This window comes from Paenirhodobacter enshiensis (assembly GCF_000740785.1).
GTDB classification, from domain to species: Bacteria; Pseudomonadota; Alphaproteobacteria; order Rhodobacterales; family Rhodobacteraceae; genus Rhodobacter; species Rhodobacter enshiensis.
In genome coordinates this window covers 58,817-81,251 of record NZ_JFZB01000007.1, presented here as the reverse complement: position 1 = coordinate 81,251, position 22,435 = coordinate 58,817, and the positions used below count along the sequence as shown (strand labels likewise).

Here is a 22,435-nt window from a genome sequence, read left to right as displayed (position 1 = left end):
CCACCTCTTGTGCGAAATGCGTCCGCGCCTCAGCGCCCGGACAGGTCCGCCGCGGCTGTCCGAAGCGCCGCCGCGATCTCGTTCAGCACACCCTCGTCGAGGGTCGTGCCCTTGGCTGCCACGCGCGCTTCGCGCAGCATCGGGAAGGTGACGAGCGACACCTCCCACAGCTCCACCTCGGTCAGGCGTCGCCGCCCGCCCGCATCCTTCACCGCCGAAACCGTGCGGTAGCCGATCGACAGCCCGTCGATCGCCCCCGCCCCGATCAGCACCGCCGCCTCGCGCGCGCGGGCCACCTCCGGCAGCAGCCGGCCGCGGACATGCAGGCCGCGCTCGTCCTCGGCGATCTCGTCCCAGACCCCTATCGGCGCGCCCGGATCGTGCTGCCACAGCATCTTCACCGATCCGCCCTCGGCCGCGATCTTGCGCAGGCTGCGCGCATAGGCGCCGCGCTCCACGACATCGCCGCCCTGATCGGTCAGCCCGAACAGCGAGGCATATCCGCGGATCTCCAGCCCCTCGCCCAGCGTCAGCGGCTCGCTGGCGCAGAACTTCAGTTCCAGCCCGTAATCCTTGAGTTCCATGGGTTTTCCCTAATGCGGGGCATATTGCAGAATGCCCGTCACCGCCTGGGTCAGGATCACCGCCACGACGCCGTAGACCGTCATCCACAACCGCTTCTCCAGCCCCTCGATCATCGCCTCGATCTTGCCCAGCCGCCGTTCCAGATGGCCGAATTGCAGATCCATGATCCGCTCCGTGGTCTCGAAGCGACGCTCGTGCAGATCGAAGGGCTCCTTCAGATAGCGCGAGCCGCCGGTGCTCATTCGGGCGCCTGTTCCGCCATCGCCGGCGGCAGACCGAGGAGCGCGCGCTTTTCCGCCAGGCTCAGGAACGCCGCCTCGCCGATGCGCTTCCACTGCTGGTCACGCTCGGCCGCGAGTGCCGGCACCTGATCGAGATCGGGGCGCAGCTCCACCTCGGCGCCGAGAAAGCCCGACAGCCACCACGCCACCGCCGCGCTGACCCGCGTCGCCAGCGGCAGCACCGTCAGCCGGTAGAATGCGCGATGCGCCTCGGCGTAATTCGCGTAGGTCGCATCGCCCGGGATCCCCAGCAGCATCGGCGGCACCCCGAAAGCCACCGCGATCTCGCGCGCGGCGGCCGCCTTGGTCTCGTGGAACTCCATGTCCGAAGGCGAGAACCCCATCGGCTTCCAGTCGAGCCCGCCTTCCAGAAGCATCGGCCGCCCGGCGTTGCGCGCACCCTGATGGTGGGTCTCCATCTCGAAGACCAGCCGGTCATATTGCTCGGGGCTGAGCGTGCCCTGCCCGTCGCCGCCCTTGTAGACGATCGCGCCCGAGGGCCGCGCGGCATTGTCAAGGAGCGCCTTCGACCAGCCCGAGGCGGCGTTGTGCACGTCGATCGCCACCGCCGCCGCCTGCATCGGCGACAGACCGTAATGATCGTCCTGCGGGTGGAAGCTCTTGATATGGCAGATCGGATCGGGATGGCCGGTCATGTCGAAACGGTGCCGGCGCCCGCCCACGGCATAGTCATAGGCGACCGGCCAGCCATCCGCCCCCGGCACCACCGTCATCCGGTCCGAGCGCAGCACATGCAGCTCGGTGGGAAGCGATGCCGAGAGGTCCGGGGGCGAGACCGCCTCGAGATAGCCGTTGCCCGACAGCAGGATCTGGCCGAACAGCGCCTCGAACAGCTCGGCCCGGCCCTGACCCGGATTGGGACGAGAGAGCAGCGCGAGCACCGGATGGGTCTCGTAGCGCGCGGCGCGGTCCTGGCAGACCAACGGCACCGCGGCTGCCGCCTCGGCGATCAGCTTGACGCAGCGAAAGCCCACCGGGTTACCGGTGAAGCCGTGCCGCGTCAGCCCGGCGGTATCGCGCGGCCCCCAGACCGGGCGTCCCACCCCCGAGGCCATCGCCACGATGCGCCCGGTGACCGAGGCCTTGCGCTCGGGCGCGGATCCCGTGTCCGGGGGAGGGGCGGATTTGCGAAAGAAAGTCCTGACCATGCGGGTCTCCTTGTTGTAGCCGTCCCCCTGCGGACCGGCCACCGACGGAAAAGGCCGGGCATCGCGGCCCGGCCTCGTCATGGATTGCGAAGACAGGAGCGGGGGTTTCACACCCCCGCACCCCCGTGGGATATTTTCGGAAAGCCGAAAGGGTCAGAGCCCGCGCACCTGCGGCCGACGCCAGGCCTGCGCCGGCACGATGACCAGCTCGCTCAGCGCCCAGACCAGCGCATCCACCCTGTCGGGCGAGCCCTGTCCCTGATAGCCCTGCACCGTCATCCGGCACATCTGATCCTCCAGCGTGCCGAGCCGGCCCGAGCGCAGGTGCCGCACCCGCCCCTGTTCGTAGAGCGCGGCGACGGGCTCGGCGCGCGCGCTCTTGCCGCGGCTCGCGCGCAGCGGGCGGAACGGCACCAGAGGGTCGATCTGACGCAGCACGCTCTCGATCAGCTCGCCGCCCTGGTTGACCTCGGCGACCAGCCGCTCTGCGTTCCAGCGGTCCATCGCCGCGATGGCGGCGCGCGCCCAGTCGGTCGGCCGGCCGCGCACCGTCGCGTCTTCCAGCACCACCGCCCGCCAGTCCTGCGGCGCGCCCTGCTGCACCACCCCCGCGACCACGATGCCGCATTCGTCCGACGCCGCCCCCGAGGTCACCGCCGGATCGAGCGCGACCACGATCCGGTCGAGCGGCGGCGCCGTCTCGATCCGCGCCGCCTCGATCCCCGCGGTGGTCCACAGCGCGCCCTCCACATCGTCGAGCAACACCCCCTCCAGCTCCTGCCGGCCAAGCCGCGTTCCGCCATAGCGCGCCCGCACCTCCTCGAGGAACGAAGCCGCCAGATAGGCCCGGTTCGCCTCGGTCGGCGCATGGGTCGCGACGGTCGAGGGGTTGTTCAGGATAGCTTTCAGCACGCCCACGTTGCGCGGCGTCGTGGTCACCACCTGCTGCGGATGATCGCCCAGACGCAGCGCGAATTGCAGCATGTCCCAGCTTTCCTCCGCGCGCTTCCACTTCGCCAGCTCGTCGGCCCAGGCGGCATCGAACTGCGGCCCGCGCAGCGCCTCGGGCTCGTGGGCCGAGAACGCCGTGGCCGTCGCCCCGTTCGGCCAGACCAGACGGCGCCGGCCCGCCTCCCAGACCGGGCGCCGGTCGGGGGGCGAGCACGCCATGATCCCGCTGTCGCCGAAGATCATCACGTCGCGCACCTGATCGAAGGTCTCGCCCACCAGCGCCACCCTTGACGCCCGGCCGGGGTCGGCGGGACGCGCGCCCTCGATTTGCGCGCGCACCCATTCCGCCCCGGCCCGCGTCTTGCCCGCACCGCGCCCCCCCAGAATGACCCAGCTTTTCCAGGCCCCCGCGGGCGGCAGCTGATGCGGCAGCGCCCAGAACTCGAACACCCATGGCAGCGCCAGAAGCGCATTGTCATCGAGCCCCCCCAGGAACTCATCCAGCATCTCCTGCGTCGCGGAGGCGAGCCAGGCGGCGCCCGATTTCAGCTCTTGCCGCGTCGAAGTCGAGCTCGCACCCTCCGACGACCCCGGCAACCTGCTTGCGGAGTTTCTCAACGCGTGTCCTTTCATCCATCACCATCTGAAAGGCCGTGCGCAGGTCCTTGACCGCCTGAGCGGCCACCTTCGCCTCTTTCAGATCGCCGCGGCGAACCCCTCGCATCGCCTCGGCCAGCTCACCGGCTATTTCCCGATACAGAACTTCGGTCTCCTCCAGCAGATCGACTGCCGGAGGCTCCCCTCCCGAGAAGGTCTTTCCCATATGTCGTGAACCCGCCTCTCATGCCTGTCCGCACGAGCGAAATGAAAAAGGCGCCGCCGGGTTTCCCCGGAGCGCCTGCCCACCTCTCCTAGCATGTCACAATGGATACATCGGACCGCGCGCCAAGTCAACAGGAAAATCCTTTCCTGCCAATGGGTTGGTGCGCGCTGCGTTAAGGTTTCGTCAATGTTTTCCCGGCTCAGGGGGCGTCGCCGCCCGCATCGTCGGCCATGCCGGTTCCGGTATTGTCCTGCGTTTTCAGCTGCTTCTCGATCCGGCGCCAGTTCGCGACATTCTGGTTATGCTCGGCCAGCGTCGCCGCGAACACATGCCCGCCGCTGCCATCGGCGACGAAATACAGGAACTTCGTGTCAGCCGGATGCAGAGCGGCCTCGATCGCGGCTTTGCCCGGGTTGCAGATCGGGCCGGGCGGCAGCCCCTCGACGGCATAGGTGTTGTAAGGCGTGCGGCGCTGCAGCTCGGACTGGCGCAGCCCACGGCCGAGCGTCCCCTTCCCCTGCGTCACCCCGTAGATCACCGCCGGGTCGGTCTGCAGCTTCATTCCCTGCGCCAGCCGGTTCAGGAACACGCTCGCCACCACCGGGCGTTCCTCGGCGACGCCGGTCTCCTTCTCGACGAGCGAGGCCATCACCATCGCCGCCTCGGGCGTGTCATAAGGCAGCCCCTCGGCGCGATTCGCCCAGGCAGCGTCCAGCGCCGCCCTCTGCCGCTTCTGCATCTCGGCGATCAGCGCGCCGCGATCCGTCCCGCGCTTCAGATCGTAGCTGTCGGGCGAGAGCGACCCCTCGGCCGGAATGTCCTTCACCGTGCCGCTCAGGAACGGCGCGAGCTTCAGCGCCTCGACCACCTGCCAGCTCGTCGCCCCCTCGGCCAGCGTCACCCGCAACCGAACGTCGGCGGATTTCACCGTGTCGTCGAATCCGTCGGGTGCCTTGGCGGTCTTCGGATCGAACTTCGCGCGCTCGACATACTGACCCGTCGTCGCGTCCATCTCGCGCAGGATCATCTGCTCGCCGGTGACGCCGATGACGTAGTTCAGCTCGGTGCCGCAGCTCGACGGCCCGCCCGAGGTCAGCTGCTCCACGATCTCCGCCATCGAGCTGGCCGGCTCGATCAGATAGGAGCCGAACTTCAGGCTACCGGCCTTGCCCGCGTAATCGGCCCCGGCCCGGAAGATATAGGCCGAGGAAATGGCGCCCTTCGCCTTCAGATCCTCCGAGACGGCAGCGAAACTCTGGCCCGGGGACACCTTGACGCAGACACCCTGCGTCAGAGGCCCCGGCCCTTCGTATTGCTTCTGCGACCATGCCACCAGCCCGCCCAGGGCTGCCAGCAGCACGATCAGCACCGTCAGGAAGGTCGAGACGATGTTGCGCCACATGGTCAGGCGCGGACCTTGCCGACGATCAGACTGGCGTTGGTGCCGCCGAAGCCGAAGCTGTTCGACATCGCCACGTCGATCTTGCGGTGACGCGCCACCTTCGGCGCCAGATCAACCGGCGTCTCCGCCGCCGGCGTGTCGAGGTTCAGCGTCGGCGGAGCCACCTGATCGCGGATCGCGAGGATGCAGAAGATCGCCTCGACCGCACCGGCCGCGCCCAGCAGATGCCCGATGGCCGATTTCGTCGACGACATCGTGACCTCGGCCGCGTGGTTGCCCATCAGACGCTCGACCGCACCGAGTTCGATCGTGTCGGCCATGGTCGAGGTGCCATGCGCGTTGACGTAATCGACATCGGCCGCGGTGATCCCGGCGCGCGCCAGCGCCGCCTTCATCGCGCGGAAGCCGCCGTCGCCGTCCTCGGACGGGGCGGTGATGTGATAGGCGTCGCCCGACAGACCGTAGCCCAGAACCTCGGCGTAGATCTTGGCGCCGCGTGCCTTGGCGTGCTCGTATTCTTCCAGAACGACGACGCCCGCGCCCTCGCCCATGACGAAGCCGTCACGATCCTTGTCCCACGGACGGCTGGCCTTGGTCGGCTCCTCGGCGCCCGTCGACAGCGCCTTGCAGGCGTTGAAACCGGCGATGCCGATTTCCGAGATCGGGCTTTCCGCACCGCCCGCGACCATCACATCGGCATCGCCGAGCATGATCAGCCGCGCCGCATCGCCGATGGCATGGGCACCGGTCGCGCAGGCCGTCACCACCGCGTGGTTCGGCCCCTTGAAGCCGAACTTGATCGACACCTGGCCCGAGGCCAGGTTGATCAGCGAGGCCGGGATGAAGAACGGGCTGACCCGCTTCGGCCCGCGTTCCTTGATCAGAACCGCGGTCTCGGCGATGGTCGTCAGGCCACCGATGCCCGAACCGATCATCACGCCGGTGCGCTCGCGGCTGTCCTCGTCCTCGGGCATCCAGCCCGAGTCGTGCACCGCCTGCGTCGCCGCTGCGACGGCATAGAGGATGAACTCGTCGACCTTGCGCTGATCCTTGGGTTCCATCCACTCGTTCGGATTGAACGTGCCGTCCGAACCGTCGCCGCGGGGAACCTCACAGGCGTATTTCGTGACGACGTTCGAGGCATCGAAGCGGGTGATCGGACCGGCTCCGGACTGTCCTGCGATCAGGCGCGACCAGGTTTCCTCGACACCGCAGGCCAGCGGCGTGACCAGACCCAGACCCGTGACGACAACACGACGCATGCTCTTCCCCTTGGAAAACACTGTTTCCGCGTCTGATACACGGCCGCAAACGGGGGCGCAACGCAAAGCGCACCCCCGCCCAGGCGGCAGGCCGCAAAACGCCCGGCCAGAACGGCCGGGCGCAGGAGTTCGCCGAAATCCGGACGATGCCCGGAGGAGCTGTCAGTGCTGCGCCAGACGCGCCGCGACGGAGGCGACACGCGCGCCGTAAAGCCGCGCCGTCTCCAGATCGCCCGAGGGGATCTGATCCGCGCCCTGATCCGAGGGCGACTGCGTCAGCAGCCCGACCGAGCCGCCGAGGTTGTTGACATCATTGCGCGTCGCCGCGAGCGTGTTCGACGGCAGCATCCCGAGGCTGACCCAGATCCCGCCATGCTGCGAAGCCAGCGTCTGCAGGAAGATCAGCGTGCCGGCCTTGTCGCCGTTCAGGCTGGCGCTGTTCGAGAACCCGCCGAACACCTTGTCCTGCCAGCCGCGCGTGCCCCAGACCTTCGAGCTCGCATCGGCGAATTTCTTGAACTGCCAGGGCGCGTTGCCCATGTAGGTCGGCGCGCCGAAGATGATCGCATCGGCCGCGGCCAGGGTTTCCCAGGCGCCTTCCGGCAGGTTGCCTTCGGCGTCGATGGCGATCAGCTCGGCCGAGGCGCCGGCAGCGACTTCCTCGGCGACGCGCTTGGTGTGGCCGTAGCCCGAAAAATACAGAACGACAGTCTTGGTCATGTCTCTTCTCCCCATGGCGGGCATCCCCTGCCCCGTGGCAGGGGTTCGCCTTCATGTTAGCGCCGCGCATCATCGGCGGACAGAGTGCCGAATGCGGTCTGGCGAACAGCGGTTGTGCTCGGGGGCACCATTTTCCGGCCGGTTTCGGCCGAAATGCCCCGCGGGGGCCGCCAGCCCGCTCCGGGCGGAACCGGCATCCCGCAACGTCAGCCGGGGCTTCCCGGGCCAAGGGGAAAGCGGTCAGAGGGGAGGCGGGTCAGGGCTGCGGGAACAAGAGGATCGGGTGAAGGCATCCCTGCCCGGCAAGTGCCCTGCCCCGAATGCCATCCCCCGAAACGCAAACGGCGCCCCCCGAAGGGAGCGCCGTCCGAAAACCGGATCCGGTCAGGATCACACGGCTTCCGAGATGAACTTCACGGCATCGCCGAAGGTCTGGATCTTCTCGGCCGCGTCGTCCGGGATCTCGATGCCGAACTCTTCTTCGAAGGCCATCACCAGCTCGACGGTGTCGAGGCTGTCCGCGCCGAGATCGTCGATGAACGACGCGGTCTCGGTGACCTTGTCCTCGTCCACGCCGAGATGCTCCACGACGATCTTCTTCACGCGATCTGCGATGTCGCTCATGTCCGTTCCTCAGTTTTGAGGGCCTAGGCCCATCGTTTTCTCGTTGCCCGTCTTGCGGGCGGTTGTCCGCCCGTTCGTGCGGACGGTCGCCTCTCCCCCGACAGGCGGGAAAAGCCCGCCGGGGTCGCCCCCGGCGTCGTGCGGCCGCCTATAGCACAGTCATGCAGCAAGGCAAGCCGTTTCGCAAGTCCGCCGCGGCGGCACGCCGCGCGCACCCCTGCGTCAGATCATCGCCATGCCGCCGTTGACATGCAGCGTGGTGCCGGTGACGTAACCGGCCTCGGGGCTCGCCAGATACAGCACCGCGGCGGCGATATCGGCGGGCGTGCCCATCTTCGCGGCCGGGATCTGCGTCAGGATCTTGCCCTTCTGCTCGTCGTTCAGCTTGTCGGTCATCGCGGTGGCGATGAAGCCCGGCGCGACGCAGTTCACCGTGATGCCACGGCTCGCGACTTCATAGGCGAGCGACTTCGACATGCCGACGAGACCCGCCTTGGCCGCGGCATAGTTGCCCTGACCCGGATTGCCGGTCGCCCCCACGATCGAGGAGATCGACACGATCCGCCCCCAGCGCGCCTTCATCATGCCGCGCAGCACCCCGCGCATCAGCCGGAACGAGGCGGTCAGGTTCACGTCGATCACCGACTGCCATTCCTCGTCCGACATCCGCATGAACAGGTTGTCGCGGGTGATGCCGGCGTTGTTGACCAGAATGTCGAGCGCACCCATCGCCGCGGTCGCGGCCTTGGGCAGCGCCTCGACGCTCTCGGCATCGGACAGGTTCGCCGGGCAGACGAAGGCGCCCTCGCCCAGTTCCGCCGCCAGCGCCTCGAGCGGCGCGACGCGCGTGCCCGACAGCGCGACCTTCGCCCCCGCCTTGTGCAGCGCGCGCGCCGTCTCGGCGCCGATGCCGCCCGAAGCCCCGGTCACCAGAGCGCATTTGCCCGTCAGATCAAACATGGTTCACCCTCTTTGCGGTTTCGCGCCCTCATAACAGCCGCAACGGCATCCGGCCAGAGACCTGTGCAATCGCCTCTGCCTGCATTAGGGTGAAACCTCTTTCCCGTGCCCGTCACGCGGCCATCTTTTATCGTCAACAGTCATCCGGTCCAGAATGAGTTTCATTTCCGCCCCCGGCACCTCTTCGTCCAGTTCGGGAACAGGGGCCTCGCTGCTCTCCGGGCTGAGTTCCGACAGCCTGCCCCTGATCGTCATCGCGTTGATCGGCGTTCTGGTGCTGGTCGGCGCGGCGCTCGCCAGCGGCAAGGACAAACGCCGCCGCAGCCGTCCCTGGCATGTCCCCCGCCCACACCAGCCGTTTTCCTATCGCCGGCAGCCGACGTCCTCGGCATCGCCCGAGATCTACAGCCCGCCCACCGGACAGGCCCCGGCCGCACCGAACTCGCATCTCGATCTGGTGCAGGGCTCGGCCTTCCGGGTGATCCCGCTGCTCAACCGCTCCGAGGCCCGGCTTCTGCCGATCCTCGAACGCATCGTAGAGGAAATCGGTCAGGGGCATCGGGTGATGGCACAGGTCGCGATGGGCGAAGTGCTGCGCGCCGTCGATGCCCGGGGGCAGGACGCCTTCGACAGCGAGGCGAACCGCGCGATCAACGCCAAACGGCTGGATTTCGTGATCATCGACCGGCGCGGGCTGACGGTGGCGGCGCTGGAATATCAGGGCAGCGGCCATCACCTCAATTCGAACGCCTTTCTGCGCGACGCCGTGAAGCGCGAGGCATTGCGCAAGGCCGGCCTCACCCTGATCGAACTGCCTCCCGACACCAACGAAAAGATCCTGCGCAACCGCCTGATCGAGCAGACCGCCCTTCCCGTCGGGCAACGCGCACCACGCCGCCCGTTTCGCCGCGCACCGGACCCGAAAGCCGCCCCCCGGCCTGCCGAAAGCCCCGATTCGCCCGAACCCGCAGAGCCCGCCGGCCCCGCCGCCTGAGCGCGCCCGCTGCCCCGCCCCGAAACGCAAAGCCCCGGCCGTTTTCACGACCGGGGCTCTTCAGTTTTCACCGTCCGACCCTCAGGCCTTCAGCGCGGCGATGTCCTCGGGCGTGCCGACGGCCTTCTGCACGCTGTCCTTGGCGATGCGGCGGATCATCCCCGACAGTGCCTTGCCCGCGCCGATCTCCCAGAACTCGGTGACGCCCTGCCCGGCCATCCACTCGACGCTCTCGCGCCAGCGCACCGAGCCGGTGACCTGACGCACCAGATTGTCGCGGATCGCCTCGGGGTCGGTCTCGGCATGGGCCAGAACGTTCTGCACCACCGGAACCGAGGGCGCCTTGATCTCGACCGCGGCCAGAGCCTCGGCCATCCGGTCGGCGGCGGGCTGCATCAGCGCGCAATGGAAAGGGGCGCTCACCGGCAGCATGACGGCGCGCTTCGCGCCCTTTTCCTTGGCCAGAACCACCGCGCGCTCGACCGCCGCCTTGTGGCCCGAAACCACGACCTGCCCGGGGTCGTTGTCATTCGCCGCCTGACAGACCTCGCCCTCGGCCGCAGCCGTCGCGACCTCGGTCGCCTGCGCGAAATCGAGGCCCAGAAGCGCCGCCATGGCGCCCACGCCCACCGGAACCGCCGACTGCATCGCCGCACCGCGGATGCGCAAAAGGCGCGCAGTGTCGCTCAGGCTCAGGCTGCCCGCAGCGCACAGCGCGGAATATTCGCCCAGGCTGTGGCCCGCGACGAAGGCCGCGTCGGCCAGACCGAAGCCCTCTGCCTCCAGCGCGCGCAGCGTGGCGATCGAGGTCGCCATCAGCGCCGGCTGCGCATTCGCGGTCAGCGTCAGCTCGGCGATGTCGCCCTCCCAGATCAGCGCGCTCAGCTTCTCGCCGAGGGCCGCATCCACCTCGTCGAAGACCGCCTTGGCGGCCGGATAGGCCTCGGCCAGCGCCTTGCCCATGCCGATGGTCTGCGCGCCCTGTCCGGGGAATACGAATGCTCGGCTCATGCCAGTCTCCTCGTTTTGTCGGGGGTTTCTGTAGCGCGCGACGGCCGGCGAAACAACTGCCGCGCGTGCGGGCGCCCTCAGCCCCCCGCCGGGGTGAACAGCGTCGCGGCATAGCTTTCGCGCAGCACCGCCACCGCAGCCGCGGCCCCGAGCGCCATCTCGGCATCGAGGGTCAGCGCGAAAGCGCCCTGCCGCGCGCGCAGCCCGAGAGTGCGCCGCACCGGCCCCCGGTCTTCGAGGATCAGCCCGAAGGGGCGCTCTCCGCCCCGCAGTTCCGCCGCCGCACCGGCAGGCAGCCGGCCGGGCAGGTACAGGTTGCTCGCGCACGACAACAGACGCGCGCCGCGCCGGATCTCGACCCGGCGATAGCGCAGCTCTTCTTCAGGGTCCGTGGCGACGAAGCTGCACCGGCGCGCTTCGGCCGGGGCAAGCGGGCGGTCGCTCAGCACCCGCACCCGCACGGGAAGATCGCCCTCGGCCGGAAACCGCGCCCGGCACCACAGATCGAGCGCGCGGCTCGCCGTTCTCTGGGTGCCGAGATGGGCGATGAATTCCGCGACGAGCGGCGGCAGAGCGGAAGAGAGAGAAGGCACGGGGCAGCACAGTCCTGTTCGGCACAAGGGCAGGATGCCACCCCCGGCCCCGGCCCGCCAGCCTGTTTCATGTCGCAGCCTGTCTCACTTCGCCGCGCGGCGCGGCCCCAGCATCGCCGACAGCAGCGCATGAACCGGCCAGCGCAGCACAGACACCCCGGCGGCAAGACAGATCAGCCCGACGATCGGACCGTTGTGATAGGTGACCCAGCCCAGAAGCGGCACCCCGGTGACGATCAGCCCCCAGGCGCCCGGCCAGTGAAACCGGCGCGGCCCCATCGCGATGGCGGTGGCGACGATCGCCCAGACACAGGCGCAGATCAGCGACAGGTTCATCCCCGCCCCCGCCGCGTACCGTTGGTCCGAGCGATCCGCACCCCTCAGTTCCCGAGCTTCGCGGGCAGCGCGTTCGCCCAGGCCGATATCGTGCCCGCGCCGAGGCAGACCACGATATCGCCCGGCCGGGCCTGCTCGCGCACCAGACGGGCCAGATCGTCCTCGGACAGGATCGCGCGGGCGTGGCGGTGGCCGTGCCGGATCAGACCGGCGACCAGATCGTCGCGGGTGGCGCCGGGGATCGGCTCTTCGCCGGCGGCATAGACCTCGGCGATGGCGACGACATCGGCATCGTTGAAGGCGGTGCAGAAATCGTCGAACAGGTCATGCAGACGCGAATAGCGATGCGGCTGATGCGCCGCGATCACCCGCGCGCCGGGCGTGCCCGAGACATACTGCCGCGCGGCCTTGAGCACCGCCTTGATCTCGACCGGATGGTGACCGTAGTCGTCGATGATCGTGACGCCGCCCAGAACCTCGCCCACCTTGGTGAAGCGGCGGTTGACGCCGGCGAAACCCGCCAGCGCCTCGCGGATACGATCCTTGTCCATGCCGAGGTGCCGCGCGACCGCAATCGCGGCGAGCGCGTTCGACACGTTGTGATTGCCCGGCATCGGGAGCGTGCAACCCTCGATCAGCGCGCCCTCGCCCTCGTTTTGCAGCGCCACGTCGAAATGCGCCGCGCCGTCGTGATAGGACAGGTTGATCGCGCGCACATCGGCCTGGGCGTTGAAGCCGAAGGTGGTCACACGGCGGTCGGTGACCTTGCCGACCAGCGCCTGAACCTCGGGGTGGTCGGTGCAGCACACCGCCATGCCGTAGAACGGGATATTGGTGACGAAATCGTAGAACCCCTTGCGCAGGTTCTCGATATTGCCCCAGTGGTCCATGTGCTCGGGGTCGATGTTGGTGACGATGGCGATGGTCGCGGGCAGCCGGTTGAACGAGCCGTCCGACTCGTCGGCCTCGACCACCATCCATTCGCCGGCACCGGCGCGCGCGTTCGAGCCATAGGCATGGATCACGCCGCCGTTGATGACCGTCGGATCGAACCCGCCCTTGTCGAGGAGCGTCGCGACCAGCGTGGTCGTGGTGGTCTTGCCATGCGTGCCGGCGATCGCGATGTTCGACTTCAGCCGCATCAGTTCGGCCAGCATCTCGGCGCGGCGCACCACCGGCAGATGCCGGCGACGGGCCTCTTCGAGTTCCGGGTTGCCCGGCTTGATCGCCGAGGAGATCACCACCACCGCCACATCGTCAGTGATGTTGTCCGAGCGCTGCCCCTCGAAGAAACGCGCCCCGAGACTGACCAGACGATCGGTGATCTTCGAGGCCTTGGCGTCCGATCCCTGCACCTTGTAGCCGAAGGTCATCAGCACCTCGGCGATGCCCGACATGCCGATGCCGCCGATGCCGATGAAATGGATCGGGCCGAGCTTTCCCGGCAATTTGGTGACGGCAGAACTCATTGGCCTATTCCTGCAAGCTGTTCCACGATATCGACGAGACGTTCCGTCGCGTCGGGCACCCCGCGAGAGAGCGCCGCCTGCGCCATCTGGACCGCGCCTTCCGGATTGTCCAGAACAAGCGCCACCTGATCGGCGACGGTCTCGGGGGTGGCGGCGTGCTCGGGCAGCAAGATCGCCGCGCCCGCGTCGACCAGCCCGCGCGCATTCGCCGTCTGATGATCGCCCGTCGCCGCGGCGAAGGGGATCAGGATCGAGGGCCGCCCGATCACCGAAATATCGGCGACCGAAGATGCCCCCGAGCGCGAGATCACCAGCTGGCATTCCGCCAGCCGCTCGGGCACGTCATTGAAGAAGGGTTGCACCTCGGCGCGGATGCCGGCGGTGTAATAGGCGTCGGTGACGCGCTCGACATCCTCGGGCCGCGCCTGATGCGAGACGCGCAGCAGCGCGCGCAGATGCTCGGGCAGCAGCGACAGCCCCTCGGGCACGACATCCGACAGAACGCGCGCACCCTGCGAGCCGCCTATCACCAGCACCGACATCGGATAGGGCCCGGGCGGAATATAGGCGGCGGCGCGGCGCTGGCGCACGGCGGCCCGCACCGGGTTGCCGGTGTGACGCGCCTCGACGCCCTGCGGCAGCGCCGTGGGCCAGGTGCCGCAGCACACCACATCGACATGGCGCGCGAAGCCGAGGTTCACCCGCCCCATCACGCCGTTCTGCTCGTGGATCGCGCGCGGCAGCCGCAGCACCCAGGCCGAAGCGAGCGCCGGGATCGTCGGATAGCCGCCGAAGCCGATGACCACCTGCGGCCGGTCGCGCCAGTTGGTCCACAGCGCCGAGAGGATGCCGCCCGCGATGCGGAACGGGGCCGCGATCTTCGCCGCGAGCCCGCCGCGCGCGAAGGTCGCCGAGGCGATCTGTTCGACCTCGACCACATGCGGGAAGCCGCCGGTGTAACGCGCGCCGCGCGCATCGGTCGACAGCTTGACGCGCCAGCCGCGCCGCACCATCGCCTCGGCCAGAGCCTGCGCCGGGAACATGTGCCCGCCGGTTCCCCCCGCCGCGATCAGGAGGAGTGGAAGACTGCTGTCGGACATTTTGCCCCCTTACTCGCCACGCCGGGCGAGGATTTCCGAAATCCGCCCCTGCGGCCGCGTCCGGGTCAGCGCCAGCAGGAAGCCGAGCGTGATCCCCGAGGCGATCACCGAGGAGCCGCCATAGCTGATGAAGGGCAGCGTCATGCCCTTCGCGGGCAGCAGCCGAACCGCCACCCCCATGTTGATGAGCGCCTGCACCCCGAACGAACACGCAAGCCCCGCCCCGGCAAGCCGGGTGAACGGGTCGCGCTCGCTCATCAGCCGCAGAAGCGAGCGCACGACGACCACCGCGTAAAGCGTCACGATCAGCATCACCAGCGCAAGGCCGTATTCCTCGGCCGCGACGGCGATGATGAAGTCGGTATGGGCGTCCGGCAGCGACCATTTGACCGTGCCCTCGCCGACGCCGACGCCGAAGAAGCCGCCTTCCTGAATGGCGTTGGTGGCGTAGCCGATCTGCGTGCGCGGGTCGATCTCGGTCGACATGAAACCGTTGATGCGGCGCGCGAAATGCTCCGAGGTGTTGTAGGCGAAAACCGCGCCCATCGCGGTCAGACCCGCGACCGAACCGAGCAGCACCACCGGCGCGCCCGAGACGAAATACATCACCATCCAGGCGAACAGCACCAGCGAGGCCTGACCGAAGTCCGGCTGCAGCGCCAGAAGCACCACAATCGCCGCGGTCAGGACGAATGAGTAAAGCCGTCCGGGCGGGCCTGCCGCCTCATGCGCCGCCGCCATCAGCCAGGCGCTGAACACCACGAGGCAGGGTTTCAGAAACTCCGACGGCTGGAACGAGGCGAAACCGAGCGAGAACCACCGCACCGCGCCCTTGCCGAAGTCTGTGCCGAGAAACGGCAGCAACAGCAGCGACACGAACGAGATGATGCAGCCCAGCACACCGATTCGGCGGATCTGCACCGGGTTGAGGATCGACAGCCCCAGCATCGTCACCAGCGCGATGACCCCGAACAGCGCCTGACGCTTGACATAGTAAAACGGTTCGAGGCCGTTGCGCTCGGCCAGCGGCACCGAAGCCGCGAGGCCCAGGAGCAGCCCGATGCCGAACAGCATCAGGATCGCCGAAAGCGCCCATTTGTCGATCGTCCGCCACCAGCGCGGAAGCACCGGTTCCCCGGTCCGCGACGTGCCGGAGCCGAACACCATCTCTGTCATGGTCTATACCGCCGATACTGCCTCGAACACGCCCGTTTTCCGGGTCTGACGCACAGCTTACCGCAAAGCCCCGCCGCTGCCTAGAGCGGGCGCGCCGCCCCGCAGCGGGCATCGGGGCGAAAACCGTGCCTGCCCTGCAGGAATTCACTGATCGTTGAGCGGGATCGTGCCATCCTGAACGGATCAGCGAACGGAGGCGGGGATGAGAATCGGAATCGTCGGGTCGGGCATGGTCGGCTCGGCCGCAGGCTATGCCATCGCCCTTCTGGGCGGAGCGAGCGAGATCGTCATGGTCGATCACAAGCCGGAACTTGCCCGCGCCCAGGCTGAGGACATCGCCCACGCCGTGCCCTTTGCCCATCCGTGCCGGCTGCTCGCGGGCGATTACGCGATGCTTGAAGACGCGGTGGTGGTGATCCTCGCCTGCGGCGTGCCGCAACGGCCGGGCGAAAGCCGGTTGAGCCTGCTCGGGCGCAATGCCGACGTGTTCCGCGAGGTGATCGGCCAGGTGCGCGCCGTGGCGCCGGGGGCGATCCTGCTCGTCGCCTCGAACCCGGTCGATATCATGACAGAGGTCACGCTCACCGCCTCGGGGCTGGCGCCCGGGCGGGTGATCGGCTCGGGCACGATCCTCGACACGGCGCGGTTCCGCACCCTGATCGGCGAGCATCTGGGGATCGCGGCGCAATCGGTTCACGCCCATGTGCTGGGCGAGCATGGCGACAGCGAAGTTCTGGTCTGGTCCTCGGCCCGCGCCGGGACCGAGACGGTGGCGCATTTCGGCACCCGCATCGGACAGCCGCTGACCGAGGCCGCCCGCGCGCGCATCGACGACGGCGTGCGCCGCGCCGCCTATCGCATCATCGCCGGCAAGGGCGCGACATGGTTCGGCATCGGCGCGGGCCTTGCCCGCATCGTGCAGGCGATCCGCGACGATCAGCGCGCGGTGCTGTCATGCTCGATCCTGACCGAAGCGGTGGGATCGGTGCGCAACGTGGCGCTCAGCCTGCCCCGGGTGATCGGCCGCGAGGGGGTGCTGACCACCCTCGCCCCGGACCTCGACGCGGCAGAGGCGCGCGCGCTCGAACGCTCGGCCGAAATCCTGCGAGACGCCGCGAAAGGGGTGGTGGGCTGAGCGAGGGCCGCCGGCGCGCGGCGTCCCCCGGACGAAAAACCGCCGGGCAGTCCCCTGCCCGGCGGTCCCGAGACGAAACCGGCCCCGCCTGCCCTAGTCCGGCAGCGCCGCCACCAGCGCGGCGAAATGATCGCCGCGTTTCTCGAAACTCTTGTATTGATCGAAACTCGCCGCCGCGGGGGCGAGCAGCACGGTATCGCCCGGCTCCGCCTCTTCGGCCGCGCGCGCCACCGCGCGTTCCATCGTCTCGCAGATCTCGTGATTCAGCCCTTCAAGCTCCAGCGCGAAATCGCGCCCCGAATGACCGATGAAATAGGCCTTCTTCACCGTGCCGAGGAACGGCTTCAGGAAGGACACGCCGCCTTCCTTGCCCAGGCCTCCGGCGATCCAGCGGATGTTGTCGAAAGCCTGAAGCGCCTTCGCGGCGGAATCGACATTCGTCGCCTTCGAGTCGTTGACGTAGCGCACGCCTTTCCTGACCGCGACGGTCTGCGAGCGGTGCGGCAGCCCGGCGAAACTGTGGAACGCCTCCTCGATCACCTTCGGCGCGATCCCGAGGCAGCGCGCCGCCGCATAGGCCGCGCAGGCGTTCTGATGGTTGTGCGCGCCCGGCAGCCCCTTCACCTCGCGCAGGTCGATCGAAGCGATCTGCCGGCCCTTGCGCCATTCCGCGAGGAACCCCTTGCGCGCGAAGACCGACCAGCCGAAGTCGCCGAGCTTCTGCTCGGACGAGATGCGGATCACCCGGTCATCCTCGCGCGAGGACGCCATCTGGTTCGCCAGATAGACGCCTTCCTTCTCATCGACGCCGATGATCGCGCGGTCCGGCCCGCCCTCGGCGAACAGCCGGCGCTTGGCGGCGAAATAGCCGCCGTAACCCGAATGCCGGTCGAGGTGATCGGGCGAAAGGTTGGTGAACACCGCGATGTCGGGCGTCAGCGCGCGGGCGAGATCGGTCTGGTAGCTCGACAGTTCCAGCACCACCACCTCGCCGTCCCGCGCCGGTTCCAGCGCCAGAACGCCGACGCCGATGTTGCCGCCCATCTGCACCGGCCGGCCGGCGTGTTCGACGATATGACGGATCAGCGCCGTGGTGGTCGACTTGCCGTTCGAGCCGGTGACGCAGACCGTGCGCGGCATGGTCTCGAAATCGTCCCACTCATGCGTCGCCCAGGAGCGGAAGAACAACCCGATGTCATTGTCGACCGGAATGCCCTCGGCCATGGCCTTCGCAATGATGCGATGCGGCTGCGGATAAAGATGCGGGATCCCCGGCGAGGTGATGAGCGCCGCGATCCCCTCGAACGCGCCTTCGCGGCCGAGATCGGTGCAGGCCCAGCCCTCGGCCTCGGCGTGCGCGCGCGCCTCGGGGCTGTCGTCCCACAGGACGGGCTCCGCCCCTCCCGCCTTCAGCGCCGCGGCCGTCGCCAGCCCCGACCGACCGAGCCCCAGAACGGCCACCTTGTGACCTGCATAGCCCTGAACCGGAATCATCTTGCCCTCATGTCGCAGGCGGGGGTTTCACACCCCCGCACCCCCGTGGGATATTTGTGGAAAGCCGAAAGGGAAAGGGTTTTCCTGACTTTCCCGCTTTCGGCTTTCCATAAATATCCTCGGGGGGTGAATTTCGTTCGGCACGAACGAAAGAGGGGGGCAGACAGCCCCCCTTCTCCCCATCCGCAAGGAAACCCGCCAGAAATCAGCGGATCTTCAGCGTCGCCAGACCGATGAGCGCCAGCACCATCGAGATGATCCAGAACCGGATCACCACCTGTGCCTCGCCCCAGCCCTTCTTCTCGAAGTGGTGGTGGATCGGCGCCATCAGGAACACCCGCTTGCCGGTCATCTTGAAGTAACCGACCTGAATGATGACCGAGAGCGCCTCGACCACGAACAGGCCGCCGACGATCACCAGAACAAGCTCGTGCTTGGTGCAGACCGCGATCGCGCCGAGCGCGCCGCCAAGGGCCAGAGACCCGGTATCGCCCATGAACACCGCCGCGGGCGGCGCGTTGTACCACAGGAAGCCGAGCCCCGCCCCGATCAGCGCCGAGCAGAACACGATCAGCTCGCCCGTGCCCGGAACGAAGGACACGCCGAGATAAGACGTGTAATCGACCCGCCCCACCACATAGGAGATCGCGCCGAAGGTCGCGGCCGCGATCATCACCGGCACGATCGCCAGCCCGTCGAGACCGTCGGTCAGGTTGACCGCATTCGCCGTGCCCACGATCACCACCATCGCGAAGGGCACGAAAAACCAGCCGAGGTTGACGATCGCATCCTTCAGCACCGGCAGCGCGAGGCCGAAACGCAGCTCGCTCGGCTGCACCCAGGCGGTGGCGAGCGCCGCGAGCGCCGCGAGCGCCAGACCGAGCAGCATCCGCGTGCGCGAGCTCACGCCCTTGACGTTCTGCTTGGTCACCTTGGCATAGTCATCGGCGAAACCGATCAGCGCATAGCCATAGGTCACCGCCATCACGATCCAGATGTAACCGTTGTCGAGCCGCGCCCACAGAAGCGTCGACACCCCCATCGCGGCGAGGATCAGCAACCCCCCCATCGTCGGGGTGCCCGCCTTCGCCAGATGAGTCTGCGGCCCGTCGGCGCGGATCGGCTGACCCTTGCCCTGATGCACCCGCAGCCAGTCGATCAGCGGCCGGCCGAACAGGAAGCCGAAGATCAGCGCGGTGAAGAACGCCGCACCCGCCCGGAAGGTGATGTAGCGAAAGAGGTTGAAGACCCCCCCGCCATCCGCGAAATCGGCGAGCCAATACAGCATCAGTCTTTTCCCCTGAACAATTCGGCCGCGTCGGGTTGCCCCAGTTTCTTCAGGGCGTCAACCACGAGACTGACCTTCGACCCTTTCGAGCCCTTCACCAGAACCACATCGCCCGCATCGACCAGATGCTGCGCGCGCGCCACCATCTCGGGCGCGGTTTCGTACCATTCGCCGCGCTTCTCCTGCGGCAGCGCCTGCCACAGCGCGCGCATCCTCGGGCCGACGCAATGCACGAGGTCCACCTTCGCCATCGCGGGCAGCCTCGCCACGGCTTCGTGCAGTGCGATCTCGTCCGGGCCGAGTTCGAGCATGTCGCCCAGGATCGCCACCCGGCGGCCGCGCCGCACCCGGCCCACGCCGTCGCGGGTCTCGGCGCCTGCCAGAACCTCAAGCGCGGCGGCAAGCGAGGTCGGGTTGGCGTTGAAGGCGTCGTCGAACAGATCGAAGCTCTGATGCTCGTCGAGAATGTCGAGATAGATCCGCTGGCGCGCGCCGCGACCGGCCGGCGGCTGCCAGCGCGCCATGTCGAGGGCCGCGACGGACGGGTCCGCCCCCACCGCCTCGGTCACCGCCAGCACGCCCAACCCGTTCAGCGCGAAATGCCGCCCCGGCGACATCACCTTGAACAGCAGCGTCTTGCGGCGCAGCGGACGCAACGGCACCGTGCCCGCGCGCGTCAGCGCCGGGGCGGGCATCATCGTCTCGGCCTTCACGATGGTCACATCGCCCACCACCCGCGCCGACAACATCCGGTAATCGCAGCCCTTGTCCTCGCCGAAGGTCAGCACCTTCGCGGCATGGGCCCGCGCCGCCGCCAGAAGGATCGGCGTCACGCCGAGCCCCTCGGGCACCACCGCAACGCCGCCGGGCTCAAGCCCCTCGAAGATCGAGGCCTTCTCATGCGCGATCCCCTCGAGCGAGCCGAAAGCCTCGAGATGCGCGGCCGCGACGGTGGTGATCATCGCCACATGCGGCCGCGCCAGCCGGGTCAGCGGCGCGATCTCGCCCGCGTGGTTCATGCCGATCTCGATCACCGCGAAATCGACATCGGCCGGCATCCGCGCCAGCGTGATCGGCACGCCCCACTGGTTGTTGAACGAGGCCTCGGCGGCATGGACGCTGCCCTGCGCCGAGAGCACGGCACGCAGCATCTCCTTGGTCGAGGTCTTGCCGACGGAACCGGTGACCGCGATCACCTTGGCGCGTGCGCGCGCCCGCCCGGCCCGGCCGAGATCTTGCAGCGCCGTCAGAACATCGGGCACGATCAGCAGCGGGTCGGCCTCGGTGCAGCCCTCGGGGATGCGGCTGACCAGCGCCGCCGCGGCGCCCTTGTCGAGCGCATCGCGCACGAAATCATGGCCGTCGCGCACGTCGCGCAGCGCGACGAACAGCTCGCCCTTGCCGATGGAGCGGGTGTCGATCGACAGACCCGTCAACTCGAACGGACGCGTCGCGCGCCCGCCGGTGGCATGGGCCGCGGTTTCGGATGTCCACAGGATGGTCATGGTCGGTCCTCAGATCCGGCCGTCGAGCGCGGCGACCGCGATCGAGGCCTGCTCGGCATCGTCGAAGGGGAAGACATCGGTGCCGATGACCTGGCCGCGCTCGTGGCCCTTGCCCATCACCAGAAGCGCATCGCCCGGCCCGAGCATGTCGACGCCGCGCAAGATCGCCTCGGCGCGGTCGCCGACCTCTACCGCCTCGGGGCCCGCGCCTTCGAGAACCGCGCGCCGGATCGAGGCGGGATCCTCGGAGCGCGGGTTGTCGTCGGTGACGATGACATGATCGGCGAATTCGGTCGCGGCGCGCCCCATCAGCGGGCGCTTGGTGCGGTCGCGGTCGCCGCCCGCGCCGACGATGGCGACGATATGGCCCATCACATGCGGGCGCAGCGCCTTCAGCGCGGTCTCGACCGCATCGGGGGTATGGGCGTAATCGACGAAGACGGTGGCACCGTTCTCGCGCGTCGCGGCAAGCTGCATCCGGCCGCGCACCGTGCTCAGCCCCGGCAGCGCGGCGAAGACCGCCTCCGCCTCCGAGCCCGAGGCGATGACCAGCGCCGCCGCGGTCAGCGCGTTCATCGACTGGAACCCGCCGATCAGCGCGAGGCGCACCAGATGCGTCGTGCCCATCCACGAGAACCGCACATCCTGCCCCGAGGCATCGAAGCGCTCGTTCAGCAGGCGCATCTCGGCCTCGGCCGAGGTGCCGACGCGGATCACCGTCTGGCCGCGCGCGGTGCAGATGCCGACGAGCTCTCGCCCCTTCGGATCGTCGATGTTCAGCACCGCCACCCCGTCTTCGGGCAGCACGCGGTTGAACAGACCCGCCTTGGCGGCGAAATATTCCTCGAACGTCGCGTGATAATCGAGGTGGTCTTGGGTGAAATTGGTGAAGGCCGCGGCCTTGAGCAACACGCCATCCAGACGACGCTGCGCGAGCCCGTGCGAGGAGGCCTCCATCGCCGCGTGATCGACGCCCCCGGCCGCCATCTCGGCGAGCAGACGTTGCAGCGTGATCGGCTCGGGCGTGGTGTTGGGAGAGGGCGCGGTGAAGCTGCCCTCGACCCCGGTGGTGCCGATGTTCGCCGCCTCGATCCCCATCAGCTGCCACAGCTGGCGGGTGAAAGTCGCGACCGAGGTCTTGCCATTGGTGCCGGTCACCGCGACCACGGTTTCGGGCTGGCGGCCGAACCACAGTGCCGCGGCACAGGCGAGGCTCTGGCGCGGATCCTCGACCACCACCAGCGCGATATCGCGCCCGGCCAGAAGCGGCGAAACGATCTCCTCGCCGGCGCGGTCGGTCAGGATCGCGACGGCGCCCTTGTCGAGCGCGATCCCGGCGAAAGCCGCGCCATGCGCCTTGACGCCTGGCAGCGCGGCGAACAGATGCCCCGGCTGCACCAGCCGCGAGTCGACCGAAAGCCCGGTGATGCGCAGATCGCCCCCGCGCCGGGCCGTCAGGCCCAGCTCGCCCAGAGTCTTGGTGACGGTATCGCCCATTTGCCTGCCTCGTTCGTCGGTTCGGCGCCTTTTACGGCCATGCCCCTCGGGGCGTCAACG

Annotated in this window: 22 protein-coding genes; 2 read left to right on the top strand and 20 right to left on the bottom strand. The window is 68.5% G+C overall.

The annotated features are described in order from the left end of the window. Positions 1-29 precede the first annotated feature (29 nt). The 10 genes from CG50_RS05505 to fabG all read right to left on the bottom strand — a co-directional run bounded on the left by CG50_RS05505 (position 30) and on the right by fabG (position 8,777). The gene (locus CG50_RS05505) at positions 30-584 is read right to left on the bottom strand and encodes an HK97 family phage prohead protease (protein WP_036636106.1); all 555 of its coding nucleotides are present in this window, start codon (positions 582-584) and stop codon (positions 30-32) included. Between the two features lie 9 nt (positions 585-593). After that, positions 594-827 (bottom strand): GTA head formation protein, RCAP_rcc01685 family, encoded by a 234-nt coding sequence (locus tag CG50_RS05500; RefSeq protein ID WP_036636104.1) that lies wholly within the window; start codon positions 825-827, stop codon positions 594-596. Further along, positions 824-2,035, bottom strand: a complete 1,212-nt coding sequence (locus CG50_RS05495) for a phage portal protein (RefSeq protein ID WP_036636102.1) — start codon at positions 2,033-2,035, stop codon at positions 824-826. The genes CG50_RS05500 and CG50_RS05495 overlap by 4 nt, the downstream gene beginning before the upstream one ends. A gap of 153 nt (positions 2,036-2,188) precedes the next feature. Then, on the bottom strand, positions 2,189-3,493 hold the full coding sequence (locus tag CG50_RS05490; protein ID WP_211248572.1) for a DNA-packaging protein: 1,305 nt from the start codon (positions 3,491-3,493) through the stop codon (positions 2,189-2,191). Further along, positions 3,483-3,809, bottom strand: coding sequence for a hypothetical protein (locus CG50_RS05485; protein ID WP_036636100.1), 327 nt, complete (start codon positions 3,807-3,809; stop codon positions 3,483-3,485). Before CG50_RS05485 ends, CG50_RS05490 begins: the two co-directional genes overlap by 11 nt. A gap of 199 nt (positions 3,810-4,008) precedes the next feature. Further along, complete coding sequence (gene mltG, locus CG50_RS05480; RefSeq protein WP_051909563.1) at positions 4,009-5,211, bottom strand: endolytic transglycosylase MltG; 1,203 nt, start codon at positions 5,209-5,211, stop codon at positions 4,009-4,011. A gap of 2 nt (positions 5,212-5,213) precedes the next feature. Further along, the gene (gene fabF / locus CG50_RS05475; protein WP_036636098.1) at positions 5,214-6,473 is read right to left on the bottom strand and encodes a beta-ketoacyl-ACP synthase II; all 1,260 of its coding nucleotides are present in this window, start codon (positions 6,471-6,473) and stop codon (positions 5,214-5,216) included. A gap of 162 nt (positions 6,474-6,635) precedes the next feature. Next, the gene (locus CG50_RS05470) at positions 6,636-7,193 is read right to left on the bottom strand and encodes a flavodoxin family protein (RefSeq protein WP_036636097.1); all 558 of its coding nucleotides are present in this window, start codon (positions 7,191-7,193) and stop codon (positions 6,636-6,638) included. A gap of 390 nt (positions 7,194-7,583) precedes the next feature. Further along, positions 7,584-7,817 carry an acyl carrier protein gene (locus CG50_RS05465; RefSeq protein WP_036636095.1) on the bottom strand — a complete coding sequence of 78 codons (234 nt, stop codon included), beginning with the start codon at positions 7,815-7,817 and terminating at the stop codon, positions 7,584-7,586. Positions 7,818-8,039: 222 nt separating this feature from the next. Then, positions 8,040-8,777: a 3-oxoacyl-[acyl-carrier-protein] reductase gene (gene fabG, locus CG50_RS05460; RefSeq protein ID WP_036636093.1), complete on the bottom strand. Its 738-nt coding sequence runs from the start codon at positions 8,775-8,777 to the stop codon at positions 8,040-8,042. A gap of 154 nt (positions 8,778-8,931) precedes the next feature. Here fabG and CG50_RS16185 point away from each other — a divergent pair, with 154 nt between their 5' ends. Further along, positions 8,932-9,771 carry a DUF2726 domain-containing protein gene (locus CG50_RS16185; RefSeq protein ID WP_051909561.1) on the top strand — a complete coding sequence of 280 codons (840 nt, stop codon included), beginning with the start codon at positions 8,932-8,934 and terminating at the stop codon, positions 9,769-9,771. 81 nt (positions 9,772-9,852) lie between these two features. On the opposite strand, the gene fabD is transcribed toward CG50_RS16185, so the two are convergent. From fabD to CG50_RS05425, 6 genes are all read right to left on the bottom strand, one after another. Continuing rightward, a complete protein-coding gene (fabD, locus tag CG50_RS05450; protein ID WP_036636091.1) occupies positions 9,853-10,782 on the bottom strand; it encodes an ACP S-malonyltransferase in 930 nt (309 codons plus the stop codon). Between the two features lie 77 nt (positions 10,783-10,859). Next, positions 10,860-11,375, bottom strand: a complete 516-nt coding sequence (locus tag CG50_RS16180; RefSeq protein ID WP_051909559.1) for a hypothetical protein — start codon at positions 11,373-11,375, stop codon at positions 10,860-10,862. Between the two features lie 84 nt (positions 11,376-11,459). Beyond that, positions 11,460-11,711: a DUF2484 family protein gene (locus CG50_RS05440; RefSeq protein ID WP_036636089.1), complete on the bottom strand. Its 252-nt coding sequence runs from the start codon at positions 11,709-11,711 to the stop codon at positions 11,460-11,462. Positions 11,712-11,755: 44 nt separating this feature from the next. Next, the gene (gene murC / locus CG50_RS05435; protein ID WP_036636087.1) at positions 11,756-13,180 is read right to left on the bottom strand and encodes a UDP-N-acetylmuramate--L-alanine ligase; all 1,425 of its coding nucleotides are present in this window, start codon (positions 13,178-13,180) and stop codon (positions 11,756-11,758) included. After that, positions 13,177-14,280: a UDP-N-acetylglucosamine--N-acetylmuramyl-(pentapeptide) pyrophosphoryl-undecaprenol N-acetylglucosamine transferase gene (locus CG50_RS05430; protein WP_036636085.1), complete on the bottom strand. Its 1,104-nt coding sequence runs from the start codon at positions 14,278-14,280 to the stop codon at positions 13,177-13,179. The genes murC and CG50_RS05430 overlap by 4 nt, the downstream gene beginning before the upstream one ends. A gap of 9 nt (positions 14,281-14,289) precedes the next feature. Then, positions 14,290-15,456 carry an FtsW/RodA/SpoVE family cell cycle protein gene (locus CG50_RS05425; protein WP_036636083.1) on the bottom strand — a complete coding sequence of 389 codons (1,167 nt, stop codon included), beginning with the start codon at positions 15,454-15,456 and terminating at the stop codon, positions 14,290-14,292. A gap of 202 nt (positions 15,457-15,658) precedes the next feature. Here CG50_RS05425 and CG50_RS05420 point away from each other — a divergent pair, with 202 nt between their 5' ends. After that, a complete protein-coding gene (locus CG50_RS05420) occupies positions 15,659-16,591 on the top strand; it encodes an L-lactate dehydrogenase (protein WP_036636081.1) in 933 nt (310 codons plus the stop codon). A gap of 93 nt (positions 16,592-16,684) precedes the next feature. Here the strand turns inward: CG50_RS05420 and murD are convergent, their stop codons facing one another. From murD to CG50_RS05400, 4 genes are all read right to left on the bottom strand, one after another. After that, positions 16,685-18,085 (bottom strand): UDP-N-acetylmuramoyl-L-alanine--D-glutamate ligase, encoded by a 1,401-nt coding sequence (murD, locus tag CG50_RS05415; RefSeq protein WP_036636080.1) that lies wholly within the window; start codon positions 18,083-18,085, stop codon positions 16,685-16,687. Positions 18,086-18,290: 205 nt separating this feature from the next. Beyond that, on the bottom strand, positions 18,291-19,373 hold the full coding sequence (mraY, locus tag CG50_RS05410) for a phospho-N-acetylmuramoyl-pentapeptide-transferase (RefSeq protein WP_036636078.1): 1,083 nt from the start codon (positions 19,371-19,373) through the stop codon (positions 18,291-18,293). Continuing rightward, complete coding sequence (locus CG50_RS05405; protein WP_036636076.1) at positions 19,373-20,878, bottom strand: UDP-N-acetylmuramoyl-tripeptide--D-alanyl-D-alanine ligase; 1,506 nt, start codon at positions 20,876-20,878, stop codon at positions 19,373-19,375. The genes mraY and CG50_RS05405 overlap by 1 nt, the downstream gene beginning before the upstream one ends. 9 nt (positions 20,879-20,887) lie before the next feature. Beyond that, positions 20,888-22,375, bottom strand: a complete 1,488-nt coding sequence (locus CG50_RS05400; RefSeq protein ID WP_036636074.1) for a UDP-N-acetylmuramoyl-L-alanyl-D-glutamate--2,6-diaminopimelate ligase — start codon at positions 22,373-22,375, stop codon at positions 20,888-20,890. Positions 22,376-22,435 lie beyond the last annotated feature (60 nt).